The 19,028-nt window shown below is 72.9% G+C and carries 17 protein-coding genes; 11 read left to right on the top strand and 6 right to left on the bottom strand.

The window, feature by feature from the left end:
- Nucleotides 1-33: 33 nt before the first annotated feature.
- The 3 genes from ACIQAK_RS16325 (at nt 34) to ACIQAK_RS16315 (ending at nt 5,839) form a co-directional block, all read left to right on the top strand.
- The gene (locus ACIQAK_RS16325) at nt 34-3,651 is read left to right on the top strand and encodes a DNA polymerase III subunit alpha (RefSeq protein WP_366389682.1); all 3,618 of its coding nucleotides are present in this window, start codon (nt 34-36) and stop codon (nt 3,649-3,651) included.
- Nucleotides 3,648-4,646, top strand: a complete 999-nt coding sequence (locus ACIQAK_RS16320; RefSeq protein ID WP_366389683.1) for a DNA polymerase thumb domain-containing protein — start codon at nt 3,648-3,650, stop codon at nt 4,644-4,646. The genes ACIQAK_RS16325 and ACIQAK_RS16320 overlap by 4 nt, the downstream gene beginning before the upstream one ends.
- A 299-nt stretch (nt 4,647-4,945) precedes the next feature.
- Entirely contained in the window at nt 4,946-5,839 is an 894-nt protein-coding gene (locus tag ACIQAK_RS16315) for an alpha/beta fold hydrolase (RefSeq protein WP_366389684.1), read from the top strand.
- 81 nt (nt 5,840-5,920) lie between these two features.
- Here ACIQAK_RS16315 and ACIQAK_RS16310 read toward each other — a convergent pair whose 3' ends face one another.
- Nucleotides 5,921-6,988 carry a lytic polysaccharide monooxygenase gene (locus tag ACIQAK_RS16310; RefSeq protein WP_366389685.1) on the bottom strand — a complete coding sequence of 356 codons (1,068 nt, stop codon included), beginning with the start codon at nt 6,986-6,988 and terminating at the stop codon, nt 5,921-5,923.
- A 331-nt stretch (nt 6,989-7,319) separates the two neighbouring features.
- On the opposite strand from ACIQAK_RS16310, the gene ACIQAK_RS16305 reads away from it, so the two are divergent.
- Entirely contained in the window at nt 7,320-7,592 is a 273-nt protein-coding gene (locus tag ACIQAK_RS16305) for a hypothetical protein (RefSeq protein WP_366389686.1), read from the top strand.
- A 56-nt stretch (nt 7,593-7,648) separates the two neighbouring features.
- On the opposite strand, the gene ACIQAK_RS16300 is transcribed toward ACIQAK_RS16305, so the two are convergent.
- The gene (locus ACIQAK_RS16300; protein WP_401848223.1) at nt 7,649-8,302 is read right to left on the bottom strand and encodes a response regulator; all 654 of its coding nucleotides are present in this window, start codon (nt 8,300-8,302) and stop codon (nt 7,649-7,651) included.
- 148 nt (nt 8,303-8,450) lie between these two features.
- On the opposite strand from ACIQAK_RS16300, the gene ACIQAK_RS16295 reads away from it, so the two are divergent.
- From ACIQAK_RS16295 to ACIQAK_RS16280, 4 genes are read left to right on the top strand one after another with little or no spacing between them, the layout of a single operon-like run.
- Complete coding sequence (locus tag ACIQAK_RS16295) at nt 8,451-9,434, top strand: tripartite tricarboxylate transporter substrate-binding protein (protein ID WP_366389687.1); 984 nt, start codon at nt 8,451-8,453, stop codon at nt 9,432-9,434.
- Nucleotides 9,431-9,982, top strand: a complete 552-nt coding sequence (locus ACIQAK_RS16290) for a tripartite tricarboxylate transporter TctB family protein (protein WP_366389688.1) — start codon at nt 9,431-9,433, stop codon at nt 9,980-9,982. The genes ACIQAK_RS16295 and ACIQAK_RS16290 overlap by 4 nt, the downstream gene beginning before the upstream one ends.
- A gap of 3 nt (nt 9,983-9,985) precedes the next feature.
- A complete protein-coding gene (locus ACIQAK_RS16285; RefSeq protein ID WP_366389689.1) occupies nt 9,986-11,518 on the top strand; it encodes a tripartite tricarboxylate transporter permease in 1,533 nt (510 codons plus the stop codon).
- Nucleotides 11,519-11,530: 12 nt separating this feature from the next.
- Nucleotides 11,531-13,024 carry a trifunctional class I SAM-dependent methyltransferase/NUDIX hydrolase/VOC family protein gene (locus ACIQAK_RS16280; protein WP_366389690.1) on the top strand — a complete coding sequence of 498 codons (1,494 nt, stop codon included), beginning with the start codon at nt 11,531-11,533 and terminating at the stop codon, nt 13,022-13,024.
- 74 nt (nt 13,025-13,098) lie between these two features.
- Here the strand turns inward: ACIQAK_RS16280 and ACIQAK_RS16275 are convergent, their stop codons facing one another.
- Together ACIQAK_RS16275 and ACIQAK_RS16270 are read right to left on the bottom strand one after the other, a co-directional pair.
- On the bottom strand, nt 13,099-13,611 hold the full coding sequence (locus ACIQAK_RS16275) for a DUF402 domain-containing protein (RefSeq protein WP_366389691.1): 513 nt from the start codon (nt 13,609-13,611) through the stop codon (nt 13,099-13,101).
- Nucleotides 13,592-14,512 carry a GNAT family N-acetyltransferase gene (locus ACIQAK_RS16270; RefSeq protein WP_366389692.1) on the bottom strand — a complete coding sequence of 307 codons (921 nt, stop codon included), beginning with the start codon at nt 14,510-14,512 and terminating at the stop codon, nt 13,592-13,594. Before ACIQAK_RS16270 ends, ACIQAK_RS16275 begins: the two co-directional genes overlap by 20 nt.
- 70 nt (nt 14,513-14,582) lie before the next feature.
- Between ACIQAK_RS16270 and ACIQAK_RS16265 the strand changes: the two genes are divergently transcribed.
- Nucleotides 14,583-14,957, top strand: a complete 375-nt coding sequence (locus ACIQAK_RS16265; RefSeq protein ID WP_366389693.1) for a GntR family transcriptional regulator — start codon at nt 14,583-14,585, stop codon at nt 14,955-14,957.
- An 80-nt stretch (nt 14,958-15,037) separates the two neighbouring features.
- Here the strand turns inward: ACIQAK_RS16265 and ACIQAK_RS16260 are convergent, their stop codons facing one another.
- The gene (locus ACIQAK_RS16260) at nt 15,038-16,132 is read right to left on the bottom strand and encodes a DUF5925 domain-containing protein (protein ID WP_366389694.1); all 1,095 of its coding nucleotides are present in this window, start codon (nt 16,130-16,132) and stop codon (nt 15,038-15,040) included.
- Nucleotides 16,133-16,385: 253 nt separating this feature from the next.
- Here ACIQAK_RS16260 and ACIQAK_RS16255 point away from each other — a divergent pair, with 253 nt between their 5' ends.
- Entirely contained in the window at nt 16,386-17,189 is an 804-nt protein-coding gene (locus ACIQAK_RS16255; protein WP_366389695.1) for an SGNH/GDSL hydrolase family protein, read from the top strand.
- Between the two features lie 241 nt (nt 17,190-17,430).
- On the top strand, nt 17,431-17,694 hold the full coding sequence (locus tag ACIQAK_RS16250) for a hypothetical protein (RefSeq protein WP_366389696.1): 264 nt from the start codon (nt 17,431-17,433) through the stop codon (nt 17,692-17,694).
- Between the two features lie 72 nt (nt 17,695-17,766).
- Here ACIQAK_RS16250 and ACIQAK_RS16245 read toward each other — a convergent pair whose 3' ends face one another.
- Entirely contained in the window at nt 17,767-18,963 is a 1,197-nt protein-coding gene (locus ACIQAK_RS16245; protein ID WP_366389697.1) for a CaiB/BaiF CoA-transferase family protein, read from the bottom strand.
- Nucleotides 18,964-19,028 lie beyond the last annotated feature (65 nt).

Raw genomic sequence — 19,028 nt, 5'->3', positions numbered from 1 at the left:
GACGGAACGGTCGGAACGGTTCAGGAGGTGCGGATGTCCGGTTTCACGCATCTCCATACCGTCTCGGGGTTCTCCCTGCGGTACGGGGCCTCGCACCCCGAGCGGCTCGCCGAGCGTGCCGCCGGGCGGGGGATGGGCGCCCTCGCGCTGACCGACCGCGACACCCTCGCGGGGGCGGTCCGCTTCGCCAAGGCGTGCCAGGAGGAGGCGGTCGAGGTCCGGCCCCTCTTCGGGGTGGACCTCGCGGTCGCCTCGTACGCGCAGGAGGCGAGCCGGGCCGCACGCCCGCGCACTCCCGCACGCGGTGGCGCCTTCGTCGATGAATCCGCACCCCGGGTCACCTTCCTCGCCCGGGACGGCGCACGTGGCTGGGCCGAGCTGTGCCGGCTCGTCACCGCCGCCCATGCGCGTGGCGCCGAGGGCGGTGTCGTGGCCGCCGGTGCTTCCGGATCGCCCGGTGGGTCCCGGCCGTTCGACGGGTCGGGGCCGCTCGACGTCACCGGGCCGTTCGACGGGTCGGGGCCGCTCGACGTCACCGGGCCGTTCGACGGGTCCGGGCCGCCCGGCGTCACCGGGCCGCCCCTGGTCGGCCGGGCCGCGCTGCCCGCCGACGGGCTGACCGTGCTGCTCGGGCCCGCCTCCGAGGTGGGCCGGGCGCTCGCCGCGGGCCGCCCCGACCGGGCTGCGGCCCTGCTCGCACCCTGGCGGGAGATGTACGGCGACGACCTGCGCCTCGAAGCCGTCCACCACGGCCGCGCGGGCACCGGGCCCGGATCGCTGCGGCTGGCCGCCCGTACCCTCGGCTTCGCCGCCGACCAGGGCGTACGGGCCGTGCTGACCAACGCCGTCCGGTACGCCGACCCGGGGCAGGGCCCCATCGCCGACGTCCTCGACTCCGCCCGCAGGCTCGTCCCCGTCGACCCGCGCCGCTCGCCCCTGGACAGCGGTGAGCGCTGGCTCAAGGACGAGGGCGCGATGCGGGAGACCGCCGAGCGGGTCGCCTCCGCCGCCGGTCTCGGGCAGGGCGCGGCGGCCCGGCTGCTGGCCGAGACCCGGCGGACCGCCGACGCCTGCCGGGTCGACCCCGCCACCGACCTCGGTCTCGGCGGCATCCACTTCCCCGAGCCGCACCTGGTCGGCGCCGGCCGGCGTACCGCCCAGCGGGTGCTCGCCTCCCGGGCCGCCGCCGGGATGGTGCTGCGCGGCCACGACCGCGACCGCGTTCACTGGGAGCGGATGCACGAGGAGCTGGACATCATCGCCCACCACGGCTTCGCCTCGTACTTCCTGACGGTCGCTCAGGTCGTCGACGACGTGAGGGAGATGGGTATCCGGGTCACCGCGCGCGGCTCCGGCGCGGGCTCCCTGGTCAACCATCTCCTCGGCATCGCGCACGCCGACCCGGTCGAGCACGGACTGCTCATGGAGCGCTTCCTGTCCAAGCGCCGCTTCGTCCTGCCCGACATCGACATCGACGTCGAATCGGCCCGCCGGCTCGACGTCTACCGCCGGATCATCGAACGCTTCGGACCCGAACGCGTCGCCACCGTCGCCATGCCCGAGACCTACCGGGTGCGCCACGCCATCCGGGACGTCGGGGCCGCGCTCTCCATGGACCCGGCCGAGACCGACCGGCTCGCCAAGGCGTTCCCGCACATCCGGGCCCGCGACGCCCGCGCCGCGATGGAGGAGTTGCCCGAGCTGAAGGAGGTCGCGCGCAACCAGGACAAGTACGGGCGGCTCTGGGAGCTGGTGGAAGGGCTGGACGCGCTGCCGCGCGGGGTCGCCATGCACCCGTGCGGGGTGCTGCTCTCGGACGTCGGGCTGCTGCACCGTACGCCGATGATGCCCACCAGCGGCGAGGGCTTCCCGATGGCGCAGTTCGACAAGGAGGACGTGGAGGACCTCGGGCTGCTCAAGCTCGATGTGCTGGGCGTACGGATGCAGTCGGCGATGGCGCACGCCGTCGCCGAGGTGAAACGCGCCTCGGGCGCGGACGTGGACCTGGACGCCGTACCGCCGGGCGACCCGGAGACGTACCGGATGATCCGCACCGCCGAGACGCTGGGCTGCTTCCAGATCGAGTCGCCCGGCCAGCGGGACCTGGTCGGCAGGCTCCAGCCCGCCACCTTCCACGACCTGGTCGTCGACATCTCGCTGTTCCGCCCCGGCCCGGTCGCCGCCGACATGGTGCGGCCGTTCATCGAGGCCAGGCACGGCCGCGCGCCGGTCCGCTACCCCCACCCCGACCTGGAAGGACCGCTGCGCGGCACCTACGGCGTGGTCGTCTTCCACGAGCAGATCATCGAGATCGTCGCCATCATGACCGGCTGCGGCCGGGGTGAGGCCGACCGGGTGCGGCGTGGGCTCTCCCACCCCGAGTCGAAGGGGCTGATCAAGGTCTGGTTCGCACGGCACGCGGCGGCCCGAGGGTACGACGGCGAGGTGATCGCCCGGACCTGGAAGATCATCGAGGCGTTCGGCAGCTACGGCTTCTGCAAGGCGCACGCCGTCGCGTTCGCCGTCCCGACGTACCAGTCGGCCTGGCTCAAGGCGCACCACCCGGCCGCCTTCTACGCCGGTCTGCTCACGCACGACCCCGGCATGTACCCGAAGCGGCTGCTGCTCGCGGACGCCCGACGGCGCGGGGTGCCGGTGCTGCCGCTCGATGTGAACCGGTCGGCGGTCGCCCATCGAATCGAACTGGTGTCTGATGAAGGGGAGCGGAAAGAGGTGTGGGGGCTGCGTCTCGCACTCTCGGACGTCCACGGCATCAGCGAGGCGGAGGCCGCCCGGATCGAGGAGGGTCAGCCCTACACCTCGCTGCTGGACTTCTGGCAGCGCGCCCGTCCGGGCCGCCCGGTCGCCGAACGCCTCGCGCAGGTCGGCGCGTTGGACGCCTTCGGCGCCAACCGCCGCGACCTGCTGCTGCACCTCTCCGAGCTCCACCGCGCCCACCGGAGCTCCGGCTCCGGCGCCCGGGGAGCCCAGCTCCCGCTGGGGGACGGGCACCGCACGGGCTCCGTCGGACTGCCCGACCTCAACGAGGCGGAGCGGCTGAGCGCCGAGCTCGGGGTGCTGAGCATGGACGTCTCCCGCCATCTGATGGGGGACCACCACGCTTTCCTGGAGGAGCTGGGCGTGGTCTCCGCCAAGCGGCTGCGCGAGGCCCGGCACGGCGAGACCGTGCTGGTCGCCGGGGCCAAGGTGGCCACCCAGACGCCCCCGATCCGCTCCGGCCGCCGGGTCATCTTCACCACCCTGGACGACGGCAGCGGCCTGGCCGACCTGGCGTTCTTCGAGGACAGTCAAGCCGCCTGCTCGCACACCGTCTTCCACTCCTGGCTGCTGCTGGTGCGCGGAGTGGTGCAGCGGCGCGGCGCGCGCAGCCTGAGCGTGGTGGGCGCGGCCGCCTGGAACCTCGCCGAACTGGCCGAACTGCGCCGCACCGGAGGGCTCGACGCGGTGGCGGCCCGGCTGGCGGAGGGGACACCGGAGAAGGGCGACGAGGAGAAGGAGCCGGGGCCCGGACGTCGTATACGGATGGAGACCGGTTTTGAGATGAACCCCTGGGCCGACCTTCAGCCACCCGGCGAAGGGGCACCCACCGGAAGGAAGTTGTGGCACCACTCACCGGGGAGCGCGGGATGACGGAAGACCCGGCAATCCTGTACCTGCGGTTCCGCAGGACCGGCGGCGGGCCCCCCGACAGCGCCGGCTACACCGGGCTGCTCGCCCTGCTCGACGCGTTCACCCCGGTCGTCGAGGCCGCACCGCCCGACGGGGCGCTCGCCGACGTGGGCGGCGCGCTGCGCTACTTCGGGCGCGACGCGCGGGGCCTGGCCTCGGTGATCCGGGTCCGGGCGCTCGCCCTGCACGGCGTGGACTGCGCGATCGGGGCGGGGAGCAACCCCATGCTGGCCCGGATGGCGGCCCGCCGGGCCGCGCCCGGGACCACCTTCGTGGTGGACCGGGGCGAGGAGGCCGCGTTCCTCGCGCCGCTCCCGGCCGCCGCCCTGGACGGGGTCGGGACCGCCACGGCCCGCACCCTGTGCGGATACGGGCTCGACTCCGTCGGCCGGATCGCCGCCGCCCCCCTGGCCACGCTCCAGCGCGTCACCGGCGTACGCACCGGGCGCGAGGTGTGGGAGCGGGCGCGGGGCATCGACCGTACGCGGGTGGTCCCGAACGCGGCCGCCCGCTCGATCGCCGCCGAACGCTCCTTCCCGCGCGACGAACTGGCCCCCGAGCAGCACCGCCGCGCCCTCCTCTCGCTCACCGAGGATTTGGGGGCGCGGCTGCGGGGCGAGGGGCAGGTGTGCCGGTCGCTGGCGGTCTCGGTGCGGTACGCGGACCGGACCGGCTACGCGACGCTGACCCGGAGCCGGACGCTGGGGGAGCCCACCGCGCACTCGGCGGCGCTCACCGCGCTCGCCTACCGGATCCACGAGTCCTTCGGGCTCCAGCGGGCCCGGGTGCGGGGGATCGCGCTGCGCGCGGAGGGTCTGGCCGACGCCGAGCGGGCCTCCCGCCAGCTCACCTTCGACCCGGCGGACGAGCGGTCGCGCCGGATCGAGGAGGTGGCGGACCGGCTGCGGGAGAGGTTCGGGCCGGGGGCAGTGAAGCCGGCGGGACTCGCGGCCTGATCATGTGGCCGATGCCGCCGCGCGATCACCTGGCCGAGCCGCTGAGCGATCACCTGGCCGATGCCGCTACGCGATCACGTGGTCGACGCCGCTAAGCGATCACCCAGCCGAGCCGCTGAGCGATCACGCGGTCGACGCCGCTGCGCGATCCACGGTGAGGCCGCGCCACTTTTTACCGACGCGTAACTTCCCTCCCGACCTTACCCGTGCGTAATTTGGCATGAGCACCGAAAGCTTGTGGTCCGGGCCACAGGGCGCACCGTCATCGCACCCCCCTTGAGCCGCAAGGAGACCACTCGATGCTGCCCTGGTTCCGTGCTGCGCGCGTTCCCCGCACGCGCAGCGTCTTCGCCGCCCTGCTCCTGGCCCTCACCCTCCTCGTCGCCCCCACGGCGACGGCGACGGCGGCTGCCCCCAGCGCCGCGGCGGCCACCTCCCGTGGCTGGAACGACTACTCCTGCAAGCCCTCCGCTGCCCACCCCCGCCCGGTCGTCCTGGTCCACGGAACCTTCGGGAACTCGATCGACAACTGGCTGGTCCTCGCCCCCTACCTGGTCAACCGGGGCTACTGCGTCTTCTCCCTCGACTACGGCCAGCTCCCCGGCGTGCCGTTCTTCCACGGCCTCGGCCCCATCGACAAGTCCGCCGAACAGCTCGACGTGTTCGTCGACAAGGTGCTCGTCTCCACCGGAGCGCCGAAGGCCGACCTCGTCGGCCACTCCCAGGGCGGCATGATGCCGAACTACTACCTCAAGTTCCTGGGCGGCGGCCCCAAGGTCAACGCCCTCGTCGGCCTCGCCCCGGACAACCACGGCACCACGCTGCTCGGTCTCACCAAGTTGCTGCCGTACTTCCCCGGCGTCGAGAAGTTCATCAGCGACAAGACCCCCGGCCTCGCCGACCAGGTCGCCGGCTCCCCCTTCATCAACGAGCTCACCGCGGGCGGCGACACCGTCCCCGGTGTCCGCTACACCGTGATCGCCACCAAGTACGACCAGGTGGTGACCCCGTACCGCACGCAGTACCTGGACGGACCGAACGTACGCAACGTCCTGCTCCAGGACCTGTGCCCGCTGGACCTGTCCGAGCACGTGGCGATCGGGACCGTCGACCGGATCGCGTTCCATGAGGTGGCGAACGCCCTGGACCCGGCGCGTGCCACCCCGACCACCTGCTCCTCGGTGATCGGCTGACGTACGACGCAGGTCGGGCCGAGGCCGCTGTCCGGTGGGGCGGACAGCGACCTCGGCCCGTGTTCATGGCCGGCGCGTGGGTCAGCGGCTGTGGCGACCGCTGGAGGCGACGGCCCGGCGCCGCTGCGAGGAGAACAGCACGGCCGCACCGACGGCGAGCACGGCGGCCCCGCCCACGGCGAGGTACGTGCTGCTGCTCGACCCCCCGGTCTTGGCGAGCACATCCTCCTGACCGGCCGCGTTGGCCTGCGGCGCGTTGCCGGCGTCGGCCTCGGCGGCTTCGGCGGCCGGGGCGGTGGGAACGGCGGTGTCGACCTTCGCGCCGGTGTTCGCGTCGTCGTCGCCGTGCCCGTTGTGCTCGACGGAGGACTTGTCGGCGCCCTCGGTGATCGCGTCCTCGGAGGGAGCGGAAGGGGCCGGCGCGGGAGCACCTTCGCCGGTCTCCGGCGCCTCACCCGAGGGCTTCTCCTCCTCCTGTGCGTCGCCGCCGCCCGCGCCGCCCGTACCGGCCGACCCGCCACCGAAGACCACGTCGGAGCAGGCGTAGAAGGCCTCGGGGGAGTCGGAGCGCTGCCACACCGTGTAGATCAGCTGCCGCCCCGCCCGGTCCGGGATGGTCCCGTCGAAGACATACGAACCGTCCACCAGCACCGGGTCGGTGGCCTCGGCGAAGGGCTTCGCCTCCAGGTCCGACCAGGCCAGCGGCTTCGTCGGATCGTAGCCGGGCTTGGTCAGGTACAGCTCGAAGGACCCCTTGTGCGGGGCCGTGCCCCGGAACTTGAAGGTGTGCTTGCCCGCCTTCACGGGGGAGGCCGGCCAGTCGGCGCGCGGCAGGTCGAGCCCCTGGAACTTGTCGTTGGCCGCGCTGCACAGCTTGCCGTCCGGGATCAACTCACGGTGCTTGCCCGCCGCGTTGGCGATGTTCACCCCGTTCCAGTCGTACAGCGCCTGCGTACCGCCCGCCGCGACCGCCGCCTTGCACGCCGCCGACACCGGGCTCTCCGGCCCCTCCGCGAAGCACGCGGACACCCGGCTCACCGGGTCGGTGAGCGAACCGTGGGCGAGCGCCGGAGTGGCGGCGAATCCGGCCAGCGCGAGGGGTGCGAAGCCGAGAGCGACGATCCCGGCGGCCTTGCGACGAGCGGTCATGGAGGGTTCTCCTTCACAGCGGCACAACAGTGGGGCGCCGGGACCGAATCCGCCCCGGCGATCAGCAAGCTATCCGCTCGGAAAGGTGAAAAGGCCTGCTGGGACTGGGTGGAGGCGATCCTTATGGCCGCTTTAAGGAGGGGCTAAGAGGGGGCTCAGGTGAGAGGCCGCAGCGGAGGCTCCCGTATCACCGGTCCGATGGGGCGGAAGTGGCCCCGCGCCGCGACTCCTTGTGGGAAGGTCGGCGCGTGATACGTCTGGCGGACCCGCTCCGCTTCCTCTGCATGCTCGTCGCCTGGGTTGCCGCCCCTGGGCGCTCGCCCCGCACTCCGTGCTCCTCGCCGTGGTGTCGGTGGTCCTGCTGCTCGCCCTGCTGACCGTCTTCGTCACCCCGGGCGACAACGGGATGGCGAGGGAGCACATCCTCGTGCCCGTCCCGGGCGTCGTGACCGTCGGAGTGATGCTGCTCCACCTGGCCGTGGCCGTTGTCTCCTCCTGGGTGGCCTGGCCGACGTGGGGGGCCGTTGCCGTGGCGGTGCTGGCCGCGGCCGGCCTCATCGCCGAGCAGCCCCGCTGGCGGCGCCTGCTCGCCGTACGGAGTTGACGCGGCGCGATCTTCGGCCGGTCGCCCGGTTGTCCTGGCGCCGTGGTCGCGGTGCCTCACCCGACCCACCGGTAGCGCCGCTCCGGCCGCCCCGTCCCCCCGTAGCGCAGCGTCACCTCGGCGCGGCCGGTGCCCACGAAGTACTCCAGGTAGCGGCGCGTGCTCACCCGGGACAGCGCGCCCGCCTCGGCGCACTCCGAGGCGGACAGGCCCTCGGGGCGGGCGCGCAGGGTGCGTTCCACCAGGTCCGCCGTGGGCGCGGCCAGACCCTTGGGGAGCTCGCGGGAGCCGGGCGGGCGGGTGCCGAAGATCTGGTCCACGTCCTCCTGGCGCGCCTCGCCCAGTTCGTCCAGGCGGATGCGGAGCGCGACGACATGGCGCAGCTGCTCCTGGAGGGCGGGCCGGCTGAACGGCTTGATGAGGTAGTGCAGGGCCCCTGCCCGCAGCGCTGCCCGGATCACTCCGGCGTCCCTCGCCGCCGTGATGAACAGGGCGTCCGTGCTGGGGCGTGAGGTGTCCTGTTCCTCCGCCGTGCGCAGGGCGCGCAGCACGTCGATCCCGTCCATGTCGGGCAGGTAGATGTCGAGCAGCACCAGGTCGGGGCGCAGCCGCTCGGCCGCCCGCAACGCGTCGGCGCCGTTGTGGGCCACCCCGACGACCGTGAAGCCGTCCATGGCGGACACATAGCGGCTGTGCAGCTTGGCGACCATGAAGTCGTCGTCCACCACCAGCACGGTTGTCACGCCGACACGCTAAGCCGCGACCACAACGACCACAACGTCCGTTGATTCCGGAAGGGAGACAGGTTGTTAACGCGCGGGCAACATGTGGGCCACTTCACAGCGAAAGGCGGAACCCGTGCGACTACGCACTCCCCTCGCCCTGCTCGGAGCCGCGCTGCTGGTGCTGGTGGGGCCACCCCTGCTCGCCACGGGCGACGGCTCCGACACCGGCACCCAGATTCCCGGGCTCCGCTTCATGGTCCCGAACACCCCCGGCGGCGGCTACGACATCACCGCCCGCACCTTGGCCAAGGACGCCGAGGACGCCGGACTCACCCACAACATCGAGGTGTTCAACCTGCCCGGCGCCGGCGGCACGGTCGGCCTCACCCGGCTCGTCGGCGAACACGGCAACGGAAAGCTCGCCCTCTCCATGGGGCTCGGTGTCGTCGGCGCCGTCCACACCAACAAGTCCCCGAGCACCCTCGCCGACACCACCCCGATCGCCCGGCTCACCGAGGAGCCGGACATCGTCGTCGTCGCCAAGAACTCCCCGTACCGCACCATCGGTGACCTGCTCACCGCCTGGAAGAAGAACCCGGCCGCCGTGCCGGTCGGTGGTGGATCGTCGCCCGGCGGGCCCGACCACCTCGCCCCCATGCTCATGGCGCAGGCCGCCGGGATCGCGCCGAAGGCGGTCAACTACGTCCCGTTCGACGGCGGCGGCGAGCTGCTGGCCTCCGTCCTCGGCAACAAGGTCGGCTTCGGCGTCTCCGGCCTCGGCGAGTACCGCGACCAGATCGAGGCCGGCGAACTGCGGCTGCTCGCCGTCACCGGCCCGAAGCGCGTGCCCGGCATGGACGCGCCCACCTTGCGCGAGGCCGGTCTCGACACCGAGTTCACCAACTGGCGCGGCGTCGTCGCGCCCCCCGGTCTCTCGGACGCCGAACGCACCAAGCTCACCGGCCTGATCCGGAAGCTGCACGGATCGAAGGAGTGGCAGGAGTCGATGAAGAAGAACGGCTGGGACGACGCCTTCCTCGCCGGTGAACCCTTCGGGGACTTCCTCGACGAGCAGGACCGCCGTGTCGCCACCGTCCTGAAGGAGCTGGGATTGTGACCACCGAATCCGAAGTTCCCACCGGTGAGTCCGCCGAGAAGCGGGACAACACCCCCCGCTCCTGGCTGCGCGACCACTCCGAACTCGGCGTCTGCGTACTGCTCCTGGCCATCGGCACCCTCGTTCTCACCGACGCCCTCACCATGAGCGTCGGCATCGCCCAGCGCGGCCCGGTCGGCCCCCGTACCGTCCCCCTCGTCGTCGGTTCGGCGCTCCTCCTGGTCGCCGTCCTCCTCGCCGTCGACGTCCTGCGCGGCGGCCGGGGCGAGGCCGAGGGCGGCGAGGACGTCGACCTCGACGAACCCGCCGACTGGCGCACCGTCCTCCTGCTGAGCGGCGTCTTCCTCGCCGCCGCCGTCCTGATCGGCCCGCTCGGTTTCCCGATCGCCGGGGCGCTGCTCTTCTGGGGCTCCGCGTACGCGCTCGGCAGCCGCCACCACGACCGCGATCCGCTGATCGCCGCCGTGCTCGCGCTCGCCACCTATGTCGTCTTCGACAACCTGCTCGGTGTCCCGCTTCCGGGCGGCCCGCTGATGGGGGTGATCTGACCGATGGACTCCCTCAACTCCCTCCTCGACGGCTTCGGTACAGCGCTCACGCCGGCCAACCTGCTCTGGGCCGCCCTCGGTGTGCTGCTCGGCACCGCGATCGGTGTGCTGCCCGGCATCGGACCCGCCATGGCCGTGGCCCTGCTGCTCCCGGTGACGTACGGACTCGACCCGACCGGCGCCTTCATCATGTTCGCCGGGATCTACTACGGTGCGATGTTCGGCGGCTCCACCACCTCGATCCTCCTCAACACCCCCGGTGAGAGCGCAGCCGTGGTCGCCGCGATCGAGGGCAACCCGATGGCGAAGGCCGGACGCGGGGCCCAGGCGCTGGCCGCCGCCGCGATCGGCCACTTCGCGGGCGGCATGATCGGCACGATCCTGCTCGTCGTCCTCGCCCCGACGGTCGCCGCCCTGGCCATCGGCATCGGCGCCCCCGACTACTTCGCCATCATGGTGCTGGCCTTCATCGCCGTCACCTCCGTCCTCGGCGCCTCCCGCATCCGCGGCCTCGCCTCCCTGCTCATCGGCCTCACCATCGGTCTGGTCGGCCTTGACCGGATGACGGGTCAGCAGCGCCTCACCTTCGGCTCGCTGCACCTGGCCGACGGAGTCGACGTGGTGATCGTCGCGGTCGGCCTCTTCGCCATCGGCGAGGCCCTCTGGGTCGCCGCGCACCTGCGCCGCACCACCGGCGAGGCGATCCCCGTCGGCCGCCCCTGGCTCGGCCGGGACGACCTGCGCCGCACCTGGAAGCCGTGGCTGCGCGGTCCGCTGATCGGTTTCCCGTTCGGGGCGATACCCGCGGGCGGCGCGGAGATCCCCACCTTCCTCAGCTACGTCACCGAGAAGCGGTTCTCCAAGCACCGCGCCCAGTTCGGCAAGGGAGCCATCGAAGGCGTCGCCGGACCGGAGTCGGCGGCCTCCGCCTCTGCCGCCGGAACCCTCGTCTCGATGCTCACCCTGGGCCTGCCCACCACCGCGGTCGCCGCCGTGATGCTGGCCGCCTTCCAGCAGTACGGGATCCAGCCCGGGCCCCTGCTGTTCGAACGCGAACCCGAGCTGGTCTGGGGCCTCATCGCCTCGCTCTTCGTCGGCATGGTGCTGCTGCTCACCCTCAACCTGCCGCTCGCGCCCGTCTGGGCGAAGCTCCTGCGGATCCCGCGCCCCTATCTGTACGCGGGCATCCTCTTCTTCGCCGCCGTCGGTGCGTACGCGGTCGGGGGCGAGTCCCTGGACCTGGTGATCCTTCTGATCATCGGCCTGATCGGGCTCGGGATGCGGCGTTACGGACTGCCGGTGCTCCCCGCGGTCATCGGCGTGATCCTCGGGCCGGCCGCCGAACAGCAGTTGCGGCGCGCGCTCCAGATCAGTGACGGCAGCGTGACCGGGCTGGTCAACACCCCGTTCTCCGTCACGGTCCACGCGATCGTGGCGCTGATCGTGGCGTGGCCGCTGGTGCGCCGGCTGGTCGTCGTACGACGGGGAGGAGGCCGGGCGGAGAGCGAAGAATCCGCCGGTGTCAGCGGCGGCTGAGAACATCGACGCATGACGACCATCGACTGGGACGCGGCGGCCGGATCCTTCGACGAGGAGCCCGACCACGGGCTCCTCGACCCCGTTGTGCGCGACGCGTGGGCCGGGCGGCTGGAGAGCTGGCTGCCCGGCATCCGCAGCGACGTGCTGGATCTGGGGTGCGGTACGGGGAGCCTCGCGCTCCTCACCGCCGGCCAGGGCCACCGGGTCACCGCCGTCGACCGGTCGCCCCGGATGGCCGAGCGGGCCCGCGCCAAGCTCGCCGGCACCGGCGCCGAGGTCCTGGTCGGGGACGCGGCCCGGCCGCCGGTGGGGGAGCGGGCGTTCGACGTGATCATGGCCCGGCACGTCGTCTGGCTGCTGCCCGACCCGGCGGCCGTCCTGGCCCACTGGTTCGGCCTGCTGAAGCCGGGCGGCCGGCTCGTGCTGATCGAGGGGGTGCGGGGCGGTGTCGGGCTCTCCGCCGCCCGGATCACCGCTCTGCTCGCCCCGCACACCGAGCGCGTGCACCACGAGGACCTGGCCGCCGACCCGCGGCTGTGGGGCAAGCAGGTCGACGACGAGCGGTATGCCCTGGTGGCCCGCGCCGAGCCGCCCCACCGGCACACCGAGGTCGTCGACGTCCACCTGATCCTGCGCCGCGGCCCGGACGTCCTGCTCGCCCGCCGCGCCGGCACGGGGTATGCGGACGGCCTGCTGAACATGCCCTCCGGCCACGCGGAGGACGGTGAGGACGTCCGCGAGGCGATGATCCGGGAGGCCGCCGAGGAGATCGGCGTCAGGCTGGATGCCGACGCGCTGCGGGTCGCCCTCGTCATGCAGCACCGAGGCCCCGGCGGCGGGGCGCGCATGGGCTGGTTCTTCGTCGCGGAGTACGACGCGGAGCACCCGCCGCACAACGCGGAGCCGCGGAAGTGCTCCGAGCTGGACTGGTTCCCGCTGGACGCCCTCCCGGACGACATGGTCGCGTACTGCCGTGCGGGCCTGGACGGTTATCGGGCGGGCGAGCACTTCATGCTCCACTGGCATGAGGACGGCGACCCGATCGCCCACCGGCCGGACGGCCCCCGCCGGGCCGTGGGACTGCCGTCCGCCGCCGAGCGGACCGGCCGGGTGCACCACATCGAGTTGTGGGTGCCGGATCTCGCGGGTGCGGAGCGGCGCTGGGGCTGGCTCCTGGAGCGGCTCGGCCACCGCCCGTACCAGCGCTGGGCGGACGGCCGCAGCTGGCGGCGCGGCGAGAGTTACGTGGTCATCGAGCAGTCGCCCGACCTCTCCGCCGACCACCACGACCGCCGCCGTCCGGGCCTCGACCACCTGGCCTTCCACGTCGCGGACCGGGCCACGCTGGACTCCCTCACGGCCGAGGCTCCCGCCCACGGGTGGCGCTTGCTCCACCCCGACCGCCATCCGCACGCGGGCGGTGAAGGGCACCGCGCCGCCCATCTGGAGGACGAGGCGGGATACGAGGTGGAGCTGGTGGCGGAGTCGCGTCCGTGCCCCTGAAGCGGCTTTCGCGCCCCGCCCCTGAGGCCCCCTCCCGCGTGGAGGCAGGCCGGCCCGTCAGTCCACCCGGCTCGTCAGTCCACCAGGCCCGTCAGCCCCTCCGCCCGGGCCAGCCGCTCCAGCTCGTCCAGGGCGCGGGCCGCCGACCTCGCCGCCGCGGGGTCACGTCCGGCCAGGCCGCTCACCTCGAACTCGTCCTCGTCGAGCCGCAGTACGCGGGAGCCGTCCGCCGACACCCACAGGTCCAGGTCCAGGTCCTCGACCGCCAGCACCCCGTCGGCCAGGACCGCGGGCCGGGTGATGTCGCAGTACCAGCCCTTCAGTTCGCCGCCACCGGTGCGGACCTCCTTCACCGCGTACCACCGGTTCCGCCAGTAGTGCTCGGTGAAGACATCGCCCGGCTCGAACCGGACGAACCCGAAGTCCCGCACCCCGGGCGCGGCCCAGGGGGCCCGGACGGTGACCCGGGTGCCGTCGTCGCGGACCAGCTCCGCCGGGTACCTGATCTTGGTGCGGCCCGCCTTGGTCAGGGCGACGACCAGACCCCTGTAGCGGGGCGCGCGCGGCTCAGCCGAGGGTGCGGGCATGGCGGACCTCCGTGGCGCAGATCGTGTAGCCGAACCCCTTGTTGACGGCCAGCATCGGGCCGTTGCCGGTGTCGTTGGAGGTGTAGGCGTCCGTGTACCCGGCCGCCCGCGCCCGGTGCAGCGAGTCGTTCTTCGCCAGCTTCGCCAGACCCCGCCCCCGGAACGCCCGCAGGGTGCCGGTCATATTGCTGGAGTACGTCCGGACCCCGTCGGTGCCCGCCGCGCTGAACGCCGCCACCTGACCGTCCACCAGCACCACCGTGGTCAGCCCGGCGTCGAAGGACGGGTGGCGCCAGATGTTCGTCAGCCAGTCCTCGTAGTCGTCCAGCTCGGTGGGGATGTCGCTCGGCTCGTCCAGGGTCACCGCGGCGTCCGCGTCGAAGAGCGGCCGGGGGTCGTCGGCGAAGTCGGCCCCCGACCGCAGCTCGACGCCCGCCGGGACCTCCTGGCGCGGCGGCAGGGACGTGCCCGCCAGGTCCAGACGCTGGAAGTGGGCGGAGCGGCCCGGACGGTAGCCCCGGCCGTGGGCGAACTCCAGGCTCTCCGGCGTGTCCAGCACCCAGGCGTGGACGACCGTGGCCCCCGCCTGCGCCAGATGCTCCTCCGCCGTGCTCAGCAGCAACGAGCCCGCCCCGAGACCGGTGTGGCCGGGGAGGACGTGCGGGGTGCAGTAGCCCTGCCCCGGCTCCGTGCTGTCGTGGGCGACGCCGGCCTGCGCGGTCCCGATGATCTCGCCGTCCCGCTCGGCCACCAGCAGCCGGTAGTGCCGGTCCGGGTGGGCGTGGGCCAGGTCGTGGGTGACCTGCTCGGGGGTGGCCACCATGTAGGGGACCACCGTCCGCCGGACGCGGTTCCACGCCTGGGCGTCGGACGGCCGGAAATCGCGCACAATCACTGTCATGCCGCGGAGGTTACGCGCGGCCCTGCCGCGATCGCCTCCTCTTTTTCCGCCCGTGGGGGACAATCGGCCCGTGACTGAGAAGATCGTCCTGGACCCGGACTCCGGCATCGCCCCGTACGAGCAACTGCGCACCCAGCTCTCCGAACTGGCCCGCTCCGGCGCGCTCCCGGTCGGCCACCGGCTTCCGACCGTACGCGGCTTCGCCGAGGAGCTGGGCCTCGCGGCCAACACCGTGGCCAAGGCGTACCGCGCGCTGGAGGCCGACGGCGTGATCGAGACCCGGGGGCGCAACGGGACCTTCGTCGCGGCCGCCGGGGGAGCGGCCGAGCAGAAGGCGGCCGCCGCCGCGCAGAGCTATGCGGAGGCCGCCCAGCGGCTCGGGCTGCCCCGCGACCGGGCGCTGTCGCTCGCCCAGGACGCGGTCCGGGCCGCGTATGCGCGCTGACGGGACGGGACGGGTCTAAACCGGCCACCCACCACCCGCCCCCGCCGATACCCAAGCCCTCGGCTCCACGCGCACACCGGCTACAAATACAGCCCCGCGTCCGCCCCCGCGTCCTGCTTCGGCACCGACGCGGGGCCGATGCCCCGGCGCAGCGCGTACAGCTCCGCGAGCGAGCTGCCCTCCCGGCTCACGCCCTCCTCCGTGCCCAGCCAGGCCACCGACTCCCGCCGGGTCAGCGGGCCCACCTCGATCCGGGCCAGGCAGCGTCCCGGCCGGACGACCGCCGGATGCAGCCGCTCCAGGTCCTCGTTGGTGGTGACCCCCACCAGCACGTTCCGGCCCTGGCCGAGCAGACCGTCCGTCAGGTTCAGCAGCCGGGACAGGGCCTGGCCCGCGGTGTGCTTGGCCTCGCCCCGGATCAGCTCGTCGCAGTCCTCCAGCAGCAGCAGCCGCCACCGGCCCTTCGCCGTGCCGTCGTCCTCGCCGATCGCGATGTCCATCAGATAGCCGACGTCGTTGAAGAGCCGCTCCGGGTCCAGCACGCAGTCGACCTGGCACCAGTCGCGCCAGGAGCGGGCCAGGGTGCGCAGCGCGGACGTCTTGCCGGTGCCGGGCGGCCCGTGCAGCAGGAGCAGCCGGCCGGCGATGTCGTCCGGGGTCACCTTCATCAGCCGGTCCATGGCACCGGCCACCGGGGCGGTGTAGTTGGGGCGGACCTCGTCCCAGCTGCCGGCGGCGATCCGCCGCGTGGTGCGGTACGGGCCGCGGCGCGGGGAGACGTACCAGAAGCCCATGGTCACGTTGTCGGGCTGCGGCTCCGGTTCGTCCCTCGCGCCGTCGGTCGCCTGCCCGAGGACCTTCTCCGCCAGTTCGGCGCTGGTCGCGGTGACCGTGACGTCCGCGCCCCGGTTCCACCGGGAGATCAGCAGCGTCCAGCCGTCGCCCTCGGCCAGTGTGGCACTGCGGTCGTCGTCACGAGTGGCCCGCAGCACGGAGGAGTGCGGGGGCAGCAGGGTCGCCCCGGCTCTGACCCGGTCGAGGGAGGAGCTGTGGGAGTACGGCTGCTCGCCCGTCGCGAAACGGCCGAGGAAGAGCGCGTCGACGACGTCCGAGGGGGAATCGCTGTCGTCGACGGTGAGCCGGATCGGCAGAGCGGACTCGGGGTTGGCAGACATGGCGCCCATGATCCGGCACGGGACCACCCCGCGCACCAGGTTTCGTCGGCCCGGCCGACGTACGGCGGTCCGGCCGCGCCGACACCGTACGTGCTCCAGGTGACGCGACGACACCGGCTGGTCAAGGCACGCGCGTTGAACTCCAGGGGGCGGGCGGAAGCACTCGCCACTTATTTTTGGCATGAACACTTCCAGGCGGCCGAGTGCGCTGCTACTACGGAGTAGGCAGATACCCCCTGCTCCTGGAGGTCCCATGAACATGTCCAGACTCGTGGCGTTCTCGTCCTCGCTCCTGCTCGGTGCCGCCCTCGCCCTGACCGGTGCGGGGATCGCGAACGCCGACGCCTCCGTCGAGGCCGTCGACTACGTCGCCCTCGGCGACTCGTACTCCTCCGGCGTCGGAGCCGGCAGCTACGACGGCTCCAGCTGCAAGCGCAGCAGCCGCGCCTACCCCGCCCTCTGGGCCGCCGCCAACTCCCCCGCCTCGTTCCACTTCGCCGCCTGCTCCGGCGCCCGGACCAACGACGTCACGGCCGGTCAGCTCGGACAGGTGAACGCCTCCACCGACCTCGTCTCGATCTCCATCGGCGGCAACGACGCGGGCTTCGCCGATGTCATGACGACCTGTGTCCTGCAGTCCGAGTCGACCTGCCTCAGCCGCATCGCCACCGCCCGCGCCTACGTCGACTCGACCCTGCCCGGCCGGCTCGACTCCGTGTACTCCGCCATCAAGGCCAAGGCCCCCGCCGCCCGGGTCGTCGTCCTCGGCTACCCCCGCTTCTACCAGCTCGGCGGCGGCTGTGTGGCCGGACTCAGCGAGAAGGAGCGCTCCGCCATCAACGGCGCCTCCGACCACCTGAACGCCGCCACCGCCAAGCGCGCCGCCGACCACGGTTACACCTTCGGTGACGTCAGGACGACCTTCACCGGACACGAGATCTGCTCAAGCAACTCCTGGTTGCACAGCGTGAACTGGCTCAGTATCGGTGAGTCCTACCACCCCACCGCCGCCGGACAGTCGGGCGGCTATCTGCCCGTCTTCAAGTCCGCCGCCTGACAGGCGAGTTACGCCGCAGCCCGTCCCCCTGTACGGGAGGTCCCGGCCGCCGGGACCTCCCGCACAGCCGGAAGACCCATCCGAACTGTCCGAACCCGACCCGGAATCGGGTGGATTCGGTAACTGGTCGTCAACCTCCGTATAGGTGTGCTGGTCCTGCGGGCGGGATACCCGTGTGTCACCGTGGGGCGATAGGGTTAACCTGCCCGGACCGGGTGCCCTCGTACGGGTGGGGAGTGACATGGAACAGATAACGGTGCGGAGCAGGCCGCGGGTGCCTGCCATCACATGCGGAAGCGGTGCGACCAGTACGCGCCTCGACCGCCATCTCGCGGTGCTCGGCGGCCCTGTGGTCCCGCGGCGCGAGTCGGCGGAAGCGACGCTGCTGATGCGCGAGCTGACCTCACGTGATGCCGCGCACACCCGCCGGAGCAGGAGCGCCCGCGTGTCGCTCTTCGCCCCGCTGCGGCGACTGCGGCGCTCGCTCTTCGGCAGCCGCCACTGAGGCACCACTGAGGCAGCCGCCACCGACCGAGTCACATCGACCAGCACGGGCCGGCCCACCGCTCGGGGCGGCTCAGGCGATCACCCCGTCCCGGCGCAGCACCGCTGTCTGCTCGTCCGTCATCCCCAGGGCTCGCAGCAGCACATCGGTGTGCTCACCCAGCGCCGGTACGGCACCCATCCGGGGCTCCGGGCCGCCCGGCAGCGTGATCGGCGGCAGCAGCGCCCGCAACGGCCCGGCCGGTGACTCCACTTCCCGCCACCGGTCCCGCGCCGCGAGCTGCGGGTGCGCCGCCACGTCGGCCACCGTGTTCAGCCGGGCGCACGCGATTCCTGCCGCGTCGAGCGCGTCCAGCGCCTCCTGGCCCGTCAGCCGCGCCAGCGCTCGTCCCACCACCTCGTCGGTCCGCCGCCGGTTGGCGGTGCGCGCGGTGTTCGTCACGAAGTCCGGGTCACCGGCCAACTCGGGTCGCCCGAGCACCTGTTCGGCGAGCCGCCGCCACTCCCGGTCGTTCTGCACGGAGAGCAGCACCTGTTCGCCGTCGGCCGTGCCGTAGGCGTCGTACGGCGCGATCACCGAGTGCGCGAGCCCTGTGCGCGGCGAGGGAGGGGCCCCGTGCATCCCCTGGTGCAGCGGGTGCCCCATCCACTCGGCCAGCGCGTCCAGCATGGAGACCTCCACCGGCCCGCCCCGCCCGGTCGTCCCCCGCCGCAGCAGCGCTGCCAGCACCCCGGAGAAGGCGTACATGGCCGCCGCTACGTCCGCCGCCGGAATGCCCGCCTTCACCGGCTGCTCAGCCGTCCCGGTGACGGAGACCAGGCCCGCCTCGCACTGCACGAGCATGTCGTAGGCTCGCTTGTGCGCGTACGGTCCGCTCTCCCCGTAACCGGAGATGTCCACGGCCACCAGCCGCGGGTGCGCCGCGCAGAGCGTGGCGGCGTCCAGCCCGAGCCGGGCCGCCGCACCCTGGGCCAGGTTCTGCACGAACACATCGGCCCCGGCGACGAGTTCACGCACCACGGCCAGCCCGCGTGGGTCCTTCAGGTCGACCGCCAGGGACTCCTTGCCCCGGTTGCACCAGACGAAGTGCGAGGCGAGACCGCGGGCCGCCGTGTCGTACCCGCGCGCGAAGTCGCCGCCGTCCGGGCGCTCCACCTTGATGACCCGGGCCCCGAGGTCGGCGAGCTGACGGGTGGCGAAGGGGGCGGCGACCGCCTGCTCGACGGCCACCACGGTGATGCCGTCGAGGGGGAGTGGCTGAGTACTCATGGCCCGTGCTTACCCTGCCGACCGGCCTCTTCGCCACCTCCGCCCCGCACGCCAGGACCCGCCGC

Source organism: Streptomyces sp. NPDC088706 (genome assembly GCF_044752765.1).
In the GTDB taxonomy this organism is placed as follows: Bacteria; Actinomycetota; Actinomycetes; order Streptomycetales; family Streptomycetaceae; genus Streptomyces.
Note: the sequence above shows the minus strand (reverse complement) of the source record. Positions and strands in the feature narration are given on the sequence as shown.